This window comes from Sinomicrobium halophytocola (genome assembly GCF_052983395.1).
Genome location: NZ_JBRKIT010000048.1, coordinates 16,743 through 31,227, shown reverse-complemented (window position 1 = coordinate 31,227; position 14,485 = coordinate 16,743). Strand labels below are relative to the sequence as shown.

General features: G+C 43.0%; 15 protein-coding genes. 9 read left to right on the top strand and 6 right to left on the bottom strand.

Annotation, left to right across the window (positions count from 1 at the left end; genetic code table 11):
• Positions 1-34 precede the first annotated feature (34 nt).
• Entirely contained in the window at positions 35-691 is a 657-nt protein-coding gene (gene fsa / locus ACVBDY_RS21110; protein WP_447177458.1) for a fructose-6-phosphate aldolase, read from the top strand.
• A 153-nt stretch (positions 692-844) separates the two neighbouring features.
• Here fsa and ACVBDY_RS21105 read toward each other — a convergent pair whose 3' ends face one another.
• Positions 845-1,858, bottom strand: coding sequence for an MsnO8 family LLM class oxidoreductase (locus ACVBDY_RS21105; RefSeq protein ID WP_447177457.1), 1,014 nt, complete (start codon positions 1,856-1,858; stop codon positions 845-847).
• Positions 1,859-1,930: 72 nt separating this feature from the next.
• Here ACVBDY_RS21105 and ACVBDY_RS21100 point away from each other — a divergent pair, with 72 nt between their 5' ends.
• Entirely contained in the window at positions 1,931-2,305 is a 375-nt protein-coding gene (locus ACVBDY_RS21100; protein WP_447177456.1) for a winged helix-turn-helix transcriptional regulator, read from the top strand.
• A gap of 37 nt (positions 2,306-2,342) precedes the next feature.
• Here ACVBDY_RS21100 and ACVBDY_RS21095 read toward each other — a convergent pair whose 3' ends face one another.
• Positions 2,343-3,758 (bottom strand): TlpA family protein disulfide reductase, encoded by a 1,416-nt coding sequence (locus ACVBDY_RS21095; RefSeq protein WP_447177455.1) that lies wholly within the window; start codon positions 3,756-3,758, stop codon positions 2,343-2,345.
• Between the two features lie 188 nt (positions 3,759-3,946).
• Here ACVBDY_RS21095 and ACVBDY_RS21090 point away from each other — a divergent pair, with 188 nt between their 5' ends.
• Complete coding sequence (locus ACVBDY_RS21090; RefSeq protein ID WP_447177454.1) at positions 3,947-5,572, top strand: ABC-F family ATP-binding cassette domain-containing protein; 1,626 nt, start codon at positions 3,947-3,949, stop codon at positions 5,570-5,572.
• 113 nt (positions 5,573-5,685) lie between these two features.
• Here the strand turns inward: ACVBDY_RS21090 and ACVBDY_RS21085 are convergent, their stop codons facing one another.
• From ACVBDY_RS21085 to ACVBDY_RS21070, 4 genes are read right to left on the bottom strand one after another with little or no spacing between them, the layout of a single operon-like run.
• Positions 5,686-6,198, bottom strand: a complete 513-nt coding sequence (locus ACVBDY_RS21085; RefSeq protein ID WP_447177453.1) for a helix-hairpin-helix domain-containing protein — start codon at positions 6,196-6,198, stop codon at positions 5,686-5,688.
• A gap of 21 nt (positions 6,199-6,219) precedes the next feature.
• Positions 6,220-7,077 (bottom strand): OmpA family protein, encoded by an 858-nt coding sequence (locus ACVBDY_RS21080; protein ID WP_447177452.1) that lies wholly within the window; start codon positions 7,075-7,077, stop codon positions 6,220-6,222.
• 5 nt (positions 7,078-7,082) lie between these two features.
• Positions 7,083-7,574 carry a hypothetical protein gene (locus ACVBDY_RS21075; protein WP_447177451.1) on the bottom strand — a complete coding sequence of 164 codons (492 nt, stop codon included), beginning with the start codon at positions 7,572-7,574 and terminating at the stop codon, positions 7,083-7,085.
• A gap of 4 nt (positions 7,575-7,578) precedes the next feature.
• Entirely contained in the window at positions 7,579-8,442 is an 864-nt protein-coding gene (locus ACVBDY_RS21070; protein ID WP_447177450.1) for a JAB-like toxin 1 domain-containing protein, read from the bottom strand.
• A 417-nt stretch (positions 8,443-8,859) separates the two neighbouring features.
• Between ACVBDY_RS21070 and hisG the strand changes: the two genes are divergently transcribed.
• From hisG to hisH, 6 genes are all read left to right on the top strand, one after another.
• Positions 8,860-9,717 (top strand): ATP phosphoribosyltransferase, encoded by an 858-nt coding sequence (gene hisG / locus ACVBDY_RS21065; protein ID WP_447177449.1) that lies wholly within the window; start codon positions 8,860-8,862, stop codon positions 9,715-9,717.
• A 10-nt stretch (positions 9,718-9,727) separates the two neighbouring features.
• Complete coding sequence (locus tag ACVBDY_RS21060; RefSeq protein ID WP_447177448.1) at positions 9,728-10,162, top strand: GNAT family N-acetyltransferase; 435 nt, start codon at positions 9,728-9,730, stop codon at positions 10,160-10,162.
• 37 nt (positions 10,163-10,199) lie between these two features.
• The gene (gene hisD, locus ACVBDY_RS21055; RefSeq protein ID WP_447177447.1) at positions 10,200-11,489 is read left to right on the top strand and encodes a histidinol dehydrogenase; all 1,290 of its coding nucleotides are present in this window, start codon (positions 10,200-10,202) and stop codon (positions 11,487-11,489) included.
• Between the two features lie 7 nt (positions 11,490-11,496).
• Complete coding sequence (gene hisC, locus ACVBDY_RS21050; RefSeq protein WP_447177627.1) at positions 11,497-12,540, top strand: histidinol-phosphate transaminase; 1,044 nt, start codon at positions 11,497-11,499, stop codon at positions 12,538-12,540.
• Between the two features lie 95 nt (positions 12,541-12,635).
• Complete coding sequence (hisB, locus tag ACVBDY_RS21045; protein WP_447177446.1) at positions 12,636-13,769, top strand: bifunctional histidinol-phosphatase/imidazoleglycerol-phosphate dehydratase HisB; 1,134 nt, start codon at positions 12,636-12,638, stop codon at positions 13,767-13,769.
• Positions 13,770-13,865: 96 nt separating this feature from the next.
• Complete coding sequence (gene hisH, locus ACVBDY_RS21040) at positions 13,866-14,447, top strand: imidazole glycerol phosphate synthase subunit HisH (protein WP_447177445.1); 582 nt, start codon at positions 13,866-13,868, stop codon at positions 14,445-14,447.
• Positions 14,448-14,485: the final 38 nt, after the last annotated feature.

Genomic DNA, 14,485 nt, shown 5'->3' with positions numbered 1-14,485 from the left:
ATAAATGAAAATCCAACATATTAAAATTTAAACGATGAAGTTTTTTATAGACACTGCCAATCTGCAACAGATCGAAGAAGCACAGGCACTGGGCGTTCTCGATGGAGTTACCACCAATCCTTCCCTTATGGCCAAAGAAGGTATTACAGGGAGAAACAATATTCTGAAACACTACGTGGATATATGTAATATTGTGGAGGGTGATGTTTCCGCCGAAGTGATTGCTACCGATTTTGAAGGTATGATAAAAGAAGGAGAGGAACTGGCAGAGCTGCACCAGCAGATCGTGGTAAAAGTTCCCATGATAAAAGACGGGATAAAAGCTATAAAGTACTTTACAGATAAAGGAATCCGGACCAATTGTACATTGGTATTCTCTGCCGGACAGGCCCTGTTGGCAGCTAAAGCCGGTGCAGCATATGTTTCCCCGTTTATCGGAAGACTGGACGATATTTCTACGGACGGGTTGAACCTTATTGCCGAAATACGCCAGATCTATGACAATTATGATTTTTCAACCGAGATACTGGCTGCATCTGTTCGTCACACTATGCATGTTATCGATTGTGCGAAAATAGGGGCAGATGTAATGACCGGGCCTTTGTCTTCTATTACCGGATTGTTGAAACACCCGTTGACGGACATAGGTCTGGAGCAGTTTCTCAAAGACTACCAGAAAGGAAATTCTTAATTATCACGGAAATTCAGCCGGACAGAGGCGGGTTTTCTGTGGATGCTATAACGTATACGGCGAGGCTGGAGTTTTTTCAGCTTCGCTTTTTTATTGGTCTTATCCCGGATCGTTATGATTCTCTCAACAGGCTGATAGGCCGATAACAGAATTTTAACCCATTACCGCTTTGGCCAGCAATTCGAGTGATTTCAGTTTTTTGTCGTGATTTGCAGAGATGAGTTGAACGATGATCTCGTCGGCACCGAATACTTCCTGGACAATTTTCAATTCCCGTGCTACGGTTTGCGCGTCCCCGACAAAAAATCTGGGAGGTTGTCCGGGGTCCGAAAGCCGTTGGGCCAGTTCGGAGCTTTTCAATAATTCCAGGGCTTCTTCTTCTGTACGCAATCCGTCCTTTATATTTCCCCGGTGAAGCTGTTGCAGGAAATACTGTGCAGGGGCCGATAATTCTACAGCCAGTTGTTCGGTTTCATGTGCGTAAATGCTGAGTGACAGTAAAAGCCTGGGGTGTTGCTGTCCGTAAGTTTTATCGGAAGGCTGAAAGAGGTTTTTGTAAAGTCTGGTGATATAGTGCGCTTGCGAAGGGTTTATAAATGCGGCAAAGGTGTAAGCTAATCCTAATTTTGCTGCTGCCCTGGCGCTCCATTCGCTGGAGCCAAGCAGAAAGATCTCCGGTAAAGCATCGTCACTGAATACTTTTACTTCGTTAAAGGGATGATCTCCGGAAAAATCATCTGCCAGCCAGGAAAGCAGTTCTGCCAGTTGTTCCATGGAGTCGTTGGTGGTCTGGCGGTAAGAACGGTTGCGCTGCAGGGCAAGGTCAGAGTAAGGGCCGGTTGTCGCCCGCCCTATACCGAGGTCTATTCTTCCGGGAAACAGTTCGGTAAGTGTAGAAAATATTTCCGCGACTTTAAAAGGGCTGTAGTGATTGAGCAATACAGCTCCCGAACCCACGCGGATATTCCTGGTTGCCGATGCTATGGCGGGTATGAGTGCTTCCGGGGCACGCCCGGCAAAATGCCCGGAATTATGATGTTCCGCCACCCAAAACCTTTTAAAACCTAGGTCTTCGGTGAATTTGGCTGTCTCTATGGTTTTATGTAAGGCCTCGTGGCGGGTGCCGTTATAGGGTACAGGGGATAAGTCTAAATAGGATACGTCCATGATTATTTTTTGTTGATACAAAATTATTTTACTTTTACTATATAAAAAATAGCAGTTACCCAAAGGATAGTAATGAAACAGGAAAAAGTTATACCCAAAAAGGAGCAGTTTAAGGAATGCATCCACAGTTTATACCCCATACGCGATGCGCTGGAGGTACTAGGGGGGAAGTGGCGGATACAGATACTCATTGCCATACGCACAGGTAATTATCGTTTTACGGCCATACAAAGGGCTATAGAAGATATTTCGCCACGCATTTTATCCAAAGAATTGAAAGTATTGCAGGATAACCGTTTAATTGTCCGGGAAGTCTCCAATACCTATCCGGTAGTTATAACCTACAAATGGTCTGCACATGCGGACAGTATAGCTCCTATTATCAAAGCCTTGAACGACTGGGGTATTTATCATCGAAAATTCCTTTTCGGCGATAGAAAGCAGTAAGGCTGTTGCAGGGTGGGAGCTGTTTGCGATTGCTGGTTTAATTTAAGGAATTCAGAATGTTGCGGAATTCCGGGCTTTGGATATAGGTGAAAGCATTGATGATGTTATTCTTTTCATCCACTACGATCACTTTGTTCAGGTTGTTTACGGTAAGCTCTTTGCTGATGCTCTCCCGTTTGAGGGAGAGGTATTGTTCTTCCTGGCGCAGACTGTTCAGGGTAATGGCTTCCATCCATTTATCATAATCTTCATTGAGACAGATACCAACAAAATTCACCATAGGATATTCTTTCTGAAGGCTGCCTACGTACTTGTTAATATACTTGGAATGCCCCTTCTGAAATATTGTCCAGAAATAAACTACCGTATTTTTGTTATGGCATACCCGGTTCAGGTCGGTATTGTTCCCTTGCCGGTCTACGAGTTGTAATGCCGGAATATGTGCCCCTTTTTGAAGCTTTTGGATATTGGTATAAAGAGATTCAATCTCTTCCATATATTTATTATCTCCATCGAGTTCCAGAAACTTGTCCATAAAGAGCTTGTTATTGGCTTCATCCTGGTCTTCGAGGTAATAGGTATAGGCTGTATTACGGAACAGGTGGTCTTTCAATCCCTTTTCCTCTACTTTATTGTCTATAAGCTGTAATTTGTGTATGTAATAGTGTACGGAGTTCTCGATAAAATTTTCTTTACGCGGACATTCTTCGACACACTTACTGTACGCAAGTCCGTTAAAGTGATATACCATAAAATCAAAATACGGTTTATAGTACCTCAGCTCCCTGTCGTTATAATTTACATTATTCCGAAAAGCATAAAAATTATCAGGTATTTTAACCTTGTTTTTCCCGTCAGTACTTTTTAGCCTTTTGTACATATACGGGTAGAATTCCCGGTACCTGTAACTGGGATAATCAATAGAGGCCTTTGCCACATTTTTAGCCGGTTCCGAAAGCCTTTGGGTAACAATAAGATGTTCGTATTGCTCCATTTTCATAGCGCGGAGCGAATCTATTTTACTACTGAATTCAGCCGGTTCCAAATTATAGTAACTGTATATGAGTTTTTGCTCGTCATCGTCCAGAAGATACATTTCTATAAGGAAATTGTTTTTCTCCGCACCTTTGCCGGAGAAGACCAGGGATTCGTCAAAATTAAGCGTGTTTACCCTGGCCAGGACACTATCCCTTCCCTGGATAAATACATACTGGTATTCCGGGAAGTGCCTGAATTTAAAGAGATCACCTTTTTTATCCCGCAATTTTATCCGGAACAAAAAGCGGTTTTCGCTGTTTAATAATGCAGTATCTACGGGTTCGTCATCTCTGTACAAAATGACAATGCTATCACGTGGATTTATGACTTCGCCCCCAAAATAGGCGATGGTATTCTTGGAATTATTACAGCCAATAAAAGGTAATACCAAAAATGCAATCAGCAAGTTCCTCATACAATCCTTTTAAATGTATAGCGCTGAGAACTATACTATTTGTAACAGCAAAGCTAACAAACCTTGGGGTGTTCGCGTGTTAATACCGAGTTAAAAAATGTTTTGAAAAGGGTGGGGGTATACCCTTTGTAATAGTTTACGTTTTGTTACTTTTGCATCGAGTTAAACGAACTTCAAAAATAAAATAAATGTTAACAGTATCAAATCTTTCTGTTCAATTTGGCAAACGGGTTTTGTTTGATGACGTCAACGTCACATTCACCCAGGGCAATTGTTACGGGATTATCGGTGCGAATGGAGCCGGGAAATCGACATTTTTAAAAATTCTTTCCGGTAAGATGGACCCCACTTCGGGCCATATACACCTGGAACCCGGGAAGCGTATGTCTGTATTGGAGCAGGATCACTATGCTTATGATGAGCACCCGGTGCTGGAAACCGTAATACAGGGAAATAAACCGTTATTTGCCATAAAAAAGGAAATGGACGATATCTATGCCAAGGAAGATTTCAGTGATGCCGACGGCGAAAGGGTAGGAGAATTGCAGGTACAGTTTGAGGAAATGAACGGGTGGAGCGCAGACAGTGACGCCGCTGCCCTGCTATCTAATTTGGGGATAGCGGAAGAATTTCATTATACTCCGATGGGGGATATGGACGGAAAGCTGAAAGTGCGGGTACTGTTGGCACAGGCGCTTTTTGGCAACCCGGACGTACTCATCATGGATGAACCTACCAACGACCTGGATTTCGAAACCATAAACTGGCTGGAAAATTTCCTGGCCAATTACGACAATACGGTTATTGTGGTTTCTCACGACCGTCACTTCCTCGATGCTGTTTGTACACATATATCTGATATAGACTTCGGGAAAATAAGTCACTATTCGGGTAACTATACTTTCTGGTACGAAAGTAGCCAGCTTGCGGCAAGACAACGTGCCCAGCAAAACAAGAAAGCAGAGGACAAGGCCAAGGAATTACAGGAATTCATACAGCGTTTCAGCGCTAACGTAGCAAAATCCAAACAGGCCACTTCCCGTAAAAAAATGCTTTCAAAACTGAAGATAGATGATATAAAACCTTCCAGCAGGAGATATCCCGCCATTATTTTTGAACAGGAAAGAGAGGCCGGAGACCAGATACTCCATGTAGAAGGGCTTTCTGCCTCCCTGGAAGGAGAGGTATTGTTCCGGAATGTAGATATCAATCTGGCGAAAGGAGATAAAGTGGCGGTTATTTCCAGGGATTCCAGGGCTACCACTGCTTTTTACGAGATCATTAACGATAAAACAGCGCCAGATTCCGGCAAGTATCAATGGGGGGTAACGACTTCCCAGTCGTATCTTCCGGTGGATAATACGACGTATTTTGATAATGACCTCTCCCTGGTGGATTGGTTACGCCAGTGGGCAAAAACCGAAGAGGAGCGGGAAGAAGTTTATGTACGTGGGTTCCTCGGAAAAATGCTGTTTAGCGGGGAAGAAGCTTTAAAAACAAGCAGGGTGCTTTCCGGAGGTGAAAAGGTACGGTGTATGCTCAGCAGGATGATGATGCTTCGCGCCAATGTACTGATGCTGGACGAACCTACCAACCACCTGGACCTGGAAAGTATCACCGCGTTTAACAATTCGCTGAAAAATTTTAAAGGTACGGTGATGCTCACTACACATGACCACGAATTTGCACAAACAGTGGCCAACAGGATCATAGAACTGACACCCAACGGAGCTATTGACAGGTACCTTACCTTTGATGATTATATGGACGACCCTGCAATCCGTGAACAAAGGGAGAAAATGTATAAGAGGTAATAACAACGACATTCCGGAAGCGGGACAGGTAAAATAGAAAGCACCTGAAGATAGCTTATGCAACCCTTCAGGTGCTTTTTTGTTTGAGGAAATCCGCGATTAAACTGTCTTTGTTATTCTTTGTCCTTTAACTCCGAGGCTTGCCCTTTCCAGTCGTCACGCTTGATCCTCCCGGGGAAGAACTGTATGAGTTCGGTAACTTGGTTCATATCCTCATCCGTGAATCTGCTTACCTGTGCAAAGGTAAAGATGCCTATACTGTTCAGTTTTTCTTCAATGAACGGACCGATGCCGCTTATTTTCTTGAGGTCATCTTTTTCTGTTTCGTCTGCCCTTCCTATACGTTCGAAATTAAGCGGGCTGTCCTGGAGGGTATAGAGTACTCCGCGCCTGTCCCTGGTTTTCCTGGCCTTGATGTTGGAGTTGTTATTGCCAAATGTGCTTTGGGCATGTTTGTTCAGACTCTCCTGGAGCGATTGTTTTTCCGAAAGGCACTCGTCCAGTTGCTTTCCGTATTTTTTAGAACTATGATTTTTCGCAAAGAAATACCCGATAAGGAAACATCCCAGGCATATGATAAACAATACGACGTATTCTATTGCGGCTACCGGTGCTAATTGGTCCATGATCTTTTATTCAGGTTATGGTTAATTCACTTTTATTTCTATCCTCCGGTTTTTCCGGCGGCCTTCCAGGGTATTGTTGCTTTCCAGAGGCTTATGAGGGCCTTTGGACAACACTTCCAGTTTTTCTTCGGGAATACCTGTGCTGACGAGGTATTCCACGACATTTTTTGCTCTTTGCATACCGATCCATTCATTGGCTTCGTCAGACCCCACATTGTCCGTATGCCCGGTAATGACCACCTCTTTTTCAGGATATTTATCCAGGTAGTTTTTCAGTTCTTCTGCATAGGCCTGTAATGTATTATCCGGCTGAAATTTTTCCGATCCGAAATGCGAATACAGTATTTTGTTGGTGATGCCCTCTTCGATCAGGGCGTTTCTGTCTTCCGTGAGGTCCTGGTATTTCAGTTCAACACCACCCTGGTATTGATTTTTGGGATCAAAATTAAAATCTTTACTTGCGGATTCCGAGACTATCCGGTCCGGATTAATTCCGTACGCCATAAAACGCTTTTTGAGCGTCTCTGCCCTGGCCAGTCCGAGCGCTTTTTTCTCTGTTTTATTGTACAGTCCCGTAATTAACAATTCCTTGTCCTGGTTTTTGTTGAGGAAATCAAAGAGCAGTTTTTCGATATTAGCGGATTTGTCGGAAACAATGACCGAATCGGTTCCGGAAATAATGGAAAAATCGTCAAATTGTTCCAGGGCAAAGCCGCTGTCGTACTTTTCGCGGGAGGGGATAGTATCTTTCGGGGATGTTACTACCGTTTTTTTGCCAGGGAAGTCCAGACATAAATTTTTCACATGGCAGGTGTATACCCATGTTCCCAGGGCAGACCACATCAAAAAGAAAATAAAAGCAATGAGAAAATTTTTCATATGATTTATTTTGGTTGCCGTCTCAATTTAGATTCGTGAACGAGTTTTATTTCATCTCCATCTATTTCATAAGCCCATATAGGAGGGTCGAAATCACTTTCAGATAAGGGGGAGTGTCTTGTGAATTCTAAACAATTTTCTTTTAACTTTTCTCTATTCTTTATTTGAATAGCAGGTTTGACATCCTTTTCCGTTAAAGAATCCTCTTTTTCAAAATAGATAAATATAGGCTCTTTCTTATAATAAAATACTCCTTCAAAATAGGAACAATCATTCAGATTGTTCAATGAAATACTGAGCCTTTTTTCCCCTTTATATTTACTAAAAAAAAGACCTATAGCAGAGAATTCTTTTAATTCATGCCTATTGATTAATAGTATAAACTCATCCAATTCTGCCTTGACTTTCTTGCTTAGGACGATTTCTTGATTATTTTTTTCCGCACAGGAAAGAAAAGTCAGCAGAGAAATTAAAAGAATCAAACTGTTCTTCATCATAGTATTATTTTGCACCAAATCCCTTTCTCAGATTTAGAGTTTTAAGCTTTATAAGGGTGATATTGTTTTTTTTGACAAAACCATGTCTGTCATTCGAATATTCTGTTAGGGAATGTTCGCCATTATGGTACATATAGTGTTTTTGATAACCATAGTTTCTAATAAAACGTTCTCTGTAGCCTCTGTCACCACTAATTCCTGTAGGACCATATCCGGAAGGAAATTCATCCCATGGGTCATTATCATCAAAGGGATGGCTGTGAATTTTATACCAGGGAGAAAAACCATCTATCATATCAAAAAAATCAGTGTCCATTTGTACACTACCTAAGTCGTAATTAGAATAAATATAAAAGGTTTCGGATCCCGAACTATCCGAAAAGGCCTGCAATGCCTGCTCCACATCACCGTTATCCGCCATAAATTTAAAGAATGCCAGGGCGGCGCCTTCATCTTCTATGGTGAGCAGCGTCAAATTTTTTATCTTTTCTCTTTTACCCGATCTGACTTCTTCTTTATTGGCTACAAACGTACATTTGGTCATATTCTCCAGGATACTCTGTTTTACCAGTATGGACTTTCCGGTCTTATCGGAGATGAGTTTATGAACAACCTCTCCGCTCTTATCGTAGTGTGTTTTGTTGTCTGCATGACGTATCCTCCCCATGGCATCCATCCGGTAAGTGTCCGGCGGGTCGATCAGGTTTTGGGGGATCATTTCATTGTCGGTAAAAGGTTTATCATCCAATAACGATGGACTGTCCTGTCCGACATTAATAATAAAACTTAACTCTCCGTTATGGCCCATACCGGATAAATCTTCGGACCAATCCAGGGCATCTTCTATTGAACGCACATTAATCTCCATAAAATGTTGGCATTCATTGAACAAAAACCGGGTTCACCTTACTCCGGGATGTCTTAATTTTTGTTAAAAATATAAAATTCTCACAAAAGAGGCAATACCAAATCCGGGGATGTATGACGGATTGCGATCTTTTTATTACAATATCCGGGTGGAATGTTATAAAATTTTGAGATTATTTTTGTTGATCTGAATAATTTTTCATTTAAATTTGCATCAACAAAAGAAGAAATGAATCCTATAGTTTTACATCATCATCATTTTTACACTTGCACTCAGGCGAGGTGATAATGGTATGCATGTAATTCTTTAACCAATATTAAGCCCGTTTGAGTGTATCAAACGGGCTTTTTTTATTTTCATAACCCAGAGTAAAGAAAAATGTAAACGCATCCCGGACCGGGCAAACCAAGAGCAAAAATGAACAAACTAAAAATTGCCATTCAAAAGAGCGGCCGTCTTAATGAAGATTCACTTAAGATCCTTAAAGATTGTGGTATTTCCATAAACAATGGTAACGACCAGTTGAAGGCCGAAGCCTCCGATTTTCCCCTGGAAGTCCTATTTCTCAGAAATTCTGATATCCCGCAGTACCTCAAAGACGGGGTAGTGGATGTAGCTATTGTAGGGGACAACCTGCTGGTAGAAAAAGGGGAAGGGATAGCTGTTGTGGAAAAACTGGGCTTTTCCAAATGCCGGGTTTCTCTGGCTGTTCCCAAGACTTTCGAATACACGTCTGTAAAAGACCTGGACGGCATGCAGATCGCTACTTCTTATCCGAATACGGTAAACGGGTTCCTGGCTTCCAAAGGTATCCGTGCCGATCTTCACCAAATCTCCGGTTCGGTGGAAATAGCACCTAATATCGGTCTGGCCGACGCTATTGTAGACATCGTTTCCAGCGGGAGCACCCTGTTTAAAAACAACCTGAAGGAAGTAGAGGTCATCCTGAAAAGTGAAGCCGTGCTTGCGATATCTCCTGCTATCACCAAAGAAAACAGTGTTATTCTCGACAAATTGTGTTTCCGTATACAATCGGTATTGAAGGCCAGGAATTCAAGGTATATCCTGATGAACGTTCCGAATGACAAAATAGAAGCGGTGGGTAATATCCTTCCCGTGCTTAAGAGCCCTACGGTAATGCCGCTGGCAGAGGAGGGATGGAGTAGTTTGCATTCGGTGATCGATAAGAATAAATTCTGGGATGTTATTGATGAACTGAAAGCAGTAGGTGCGGAAGGCATATTGGTATGCCCGATAGAAAAAATGGTACTTTAACTAAAAACGAATGAAAGAGCGTACCTTTCAATTGGAACTTATACCCGGACAGGATATTTTTACGATTATCCCGTTGTTAAGGCAATTGAATACGGAAATTCCGGTAAAAACCCTGGAAGAACGACTTGAGGATATGGTTAACCAGGGTTACCAATGTCTCGGCGTTTATGATAAGGGGAAACTGATCGGTGTTTCCGGCCTCTGGATATTGACCAAGTATTATGTAGGCAAACACATAGAACCGGACAATGTGGTCATACACCCCGATTACCGGGGGAGTGGTATCGGAAAAATGATGATGGACTGGATCACGGAATATGGCAAATCCATAGGATGTGAGGCCTCGGAACTGAATTGTTATGTAAGCAATGACAAAGGAGTGAAATTCTGGATCAATTCCGGGTACCGGATCATAGGATATCACTTTCAGAAAAAATGGATTTAAAATTACAGATAACCAAGCAATACAAAATAACAGGCATATGAACAAGATATACGGTCCCGCCAGGGAAGAATGGCCGGAACTCTTAAAAAGGCCCACACAGACCATAGGGGATATAGAAGCTATGGTAAAAGAAATATTTAAGGAAATCCAGGGTAAAGGAGACCGTGCGGTATCTAAATACACCTCTCTTTTTGACGGGGTAACCTTAAAACAGACAGCCGTAACAGATGCGGAGATGGAAGAGGCGGAAGGCCTGGTTTCGGACGAATTAAAAGAAGCTATTCTTCTTGCCAGGACTAATATAGAAAAATTTCATCGCGCTCAGAAGACCGGAAGGGTGTCGGTAACCACAACCGAAGGTATCGAATGCTGGCAGGAAAAAAAGGCCATACAGAAAATAGGATTGTATATACCCGGAGGTACGGCACCGCTATTTTCTACTGTTCTTATGCTGGCCGTTCCCGCAGGTATTGCAGGTTGTGGCGAAATTGTGCTCTGTTCACCACCGGACAAGCAGGGAAAGATAAACCCGGCCATCCTGTATACAGCAAAACTTTGTGGAGTAACCAAAATACTTAAAATAGGAGGGATCCAGGCCATTGCGGGAATGACCTTCGGAACAGAGAGCATTCCCCGGGTGTACAAAATTTTCGGCCCGGGAAACCAGTATGTTACCGTAGCCAAGCAATTGGCCACACAGCACGGCGTAGCTATTGATATGCCTGCCGGTCCTTCGGAACTGCTCATTGTGGCAGACGATAGCGCGGATGCTTCTTTTGTAGCTTCGGACCTGCTGTCACAGGCGGAACACGGTGCGGACAGCCAGGTGATACTCGTTTCCACTTCCGGGGATTTTATAGATGACGTTGAAGGAGAGATCGCTTCGCAGATCGAGGAACTACCGAGAAAGACCATAGCAGAAGCTGCTATACATAATTCCAGGCTGATTTATGTGGAGGATAAAAACGAGGCCCTGGACCTTATCAATGCATACGGACCGGAACACCTGATTATCTGCTCGCGGGACGAAGCATTTTATGTAGATGGTATTATCAATGCCGGTTCCGTATTTATCGGGAACTACACCCCGGAGAGTGCCGGCGATTATGCTTCCGGAACCAACCATACGCTGCCTACCAACGGTTATGCGCGTAATTACAGCGGGGTAAACCTGGATAGCTTCACCAAATCCGTGACTTTTCAGAAGATATCCGAAACGGGAATACAAAATATAGGGAAAGCCATAGAAATAATGGCAGAAGCAGAAGGATTACAGGCACACAAAAATGCGGTTACCCTGCGTCTTAACAGCCTGAAAAACACATAATATGAAAATGACGACATTCCGGATAGACAAACTGGTACGCCCCAATGTGGCGAAGCTGAAGCCGTATTCTTCGGCAAGGGATGAGTTTGAGGATTTTGATGCGGAGATGGTTTTTATCGATGCCAACGAAAACCCCAACGAAACGGATGTAAACCGTTACCCCGATCCGCAGCAACGCAAAGTAAAAGAAGTCCTGGCACAACAAAAGAATGTACGCACGGCAAACATTCTGCTCGGGAACGGCAGTGATGAAGTCCTGGACCTGCTTTACAGGGCGTTCTGTGAACCTGGCGCAGATAATATTATAACCTTACCGCCCACATATGGTATGTATAAAGTGTTGGCGGATATAAACAATGTGGAGAACAGGGAAGTGTTTTTATCCGGTGATTTTCAGCCGATAGTTTCGGAGATCCTGGAAAAAGCCGATGAAAACACCAAAATATTGTTCCTGTGCTCTCCGAATAACCCTACGGGGAATTCGTTTTCAAAAGAGATCGTTGAAAAATTGCTGGAAGATTTCGACGGATTGGTAGTTATCGATGAGGCTTATATTGATTTTTCCGATAAGGCAAGCTGGTTGTCCGGACTTTCCATTTATCCCAATCTTATCATTACTCAAACGCTATCCAAGGCGTATGGTATGGCCGGGATACGTCTCGGTATATGCTATGCTTCCGAAGAAATTATTGCCGTACTCAATAAAATAAAACCACCGTATAACGTAAACGAACTTACACAGAGACGTGCGCTGAAACGATTACTGGAACCCGATACTTTGAAATCGGAAGTGATTGAAATAAAGGAACAAAAGATGCTATTATTTAAAGAATTACTAGAGATAGAATTTGTATTTGAAGTATACCCTTCCGATGCCAATTTTATCCTGGCTAAAGTAGATGATGCCGGTAAGAGATACGGACAATTGATAGCAAGAGGTATAGTGTCCAGAAATCGTACCACGCAGCCGCTTTGTGAAAACTGCCTGCGTTTTACCGTAGGTACCCGCGAAGAAAATAAAAGACTGGTACAGGTGTTGCATGAATTGTAGAGAACATTTATACCAGCCTCGAAAAATACAAAGAAATTCATCCGGATTGGATTTTGTCATGTGCTAAAATAACGGATATAAAACAAAAAAGTAATATGCAAAAAGTACTATTTATAGACAGGGACGGTACCCTGATACGTGAGCCGGAAGACGAACAGATAGATGCTTTCGAAAAACTGGAATTCTACCCGGGAATGTTTACATGGCTTTCCAGGATAGCGAAAGAACTTGGATTTGAACTCGTTATGGTAACCAACCAGGATGGTCTGGGTACCGATGCTTTTCCTGAAGATACGTTCTGGCCTGTGCAGGATTTTATTCTGAAAAGCCTGGAGAACGAAGGTATCGTTTTTGACGCGATTTATATAGACAGGACTTTTCCCCATGAAAATTCACCCAACCGGAAACCTAAAACCGGATTGCTCACCAAATATTTCTCTGAAGATTATGACCTCGGAAATTCTTATGTAATAGGAGACCGCCTTACAGATATTGAATTGGCTAAGAACCTGGGAAGCCAAGGTATATTTATAAATAATGAAACTGATCTCGGCACCGGGGAAGTCACGCTGGGGCAGGAAGAGATAAAGGCCTGTATTGCGCTGGAAACCTCAGATTGGAAGGATATTTATGAATTCCTGAAACTACAGAGCCGCAGGGCTTCCGTTGCAAGAAAAACCAACGAAACGGATATAGCCATTACCCTTAACCTGGACGGTACCGGGAAAAGCGACATATACACCGGGATCGCCTTTTTTGACCATATGCTCGACCAACTGGCCCGCCACGGACAGATGGACCTGGAAATTAAAGTAAAAGGTGATCTGGAAGTAGATGAGCACCACACCATAGAAGACACGGCCATTGCCCTCGGAGAAGTATTCAGGAAAGCACTGGGAAACAAACTGGGAATAGAACGCTACGGTTTTTGCCTGCCTATGGACGATTGTCTTGCGCAGGTAGCCATAGACTTCGGAGGGAGAAACTGGCTGGTATGGGAAACCGAATTTAAACGCGAAATGATAGGGAAGATGCCTACTGAAATGTTTTATCATTTCTTTAAATCCTTTACCGATGGGGCAGGGGCCAATCTGAATGTTAAAGCAGAAGGAACTAATGAACACCACAAGATCGAGGCCATCTTCAAAGCTTTTGCAAAAGCCATAAAAATGGCCGTAAAACGCGATGTGGAAAAAATGGTATTGCCTACCACAAAAGGAATGATCTGAAATTAGAAATACGAAGTCAGAAGTGCGAAGTTGAAGTTATGCGTTATTGCCGGACTTTAAACATATTTCGTACCCCTGACTTCTAACCTCGTACTTATGAAAATAGTAATTATAGATTACGGAGCGGGTAACATTCAAAGCATCCGGTTTGCTATAGAACGACTGGGATATGAAGCGGTCCTTACCGATGATGCGGAAACCATCCGCAATGCCGATAAAGTCATATTCCCGGGAGTGGGAGAGGCCGGTAGCGCTATGCAAAAACTACGGGCCACGGGAATAGACAGGATTATCCCGGAATTAAAACAGCCCGTGCTGGGGATTTGCCTGGGCATGCAGTTGATGTGCGCGTCTTCTGAAGAAGGTAATACAAAAGGACTGGGTATTTTTGATGTGGATATTATCCGGTTTTCCGATGGGGTAAAAGTACCGCAGATAGGCTGGAACCAGGTACACGGATTAAAAACCCCTTTGTTTGATGGAGTTAAGGATAACGAATTTATGTATCTCGTTCACAGTTATTACGCACCCCGATGCGAAGAAACCATAGCGCTGACAGACTATGAAGTAGAATACGCATCGGCATTACATAAAAACAATTTCTACGGCGTACAGTTCCACCCGGAAAAGAGCAGCGCCGCAGGTGCCAGGATATTGGGAAATTTTTTAAAAATATAACCTTGTAGAGATACACGGCCGTGTATCTCTACGTCGTA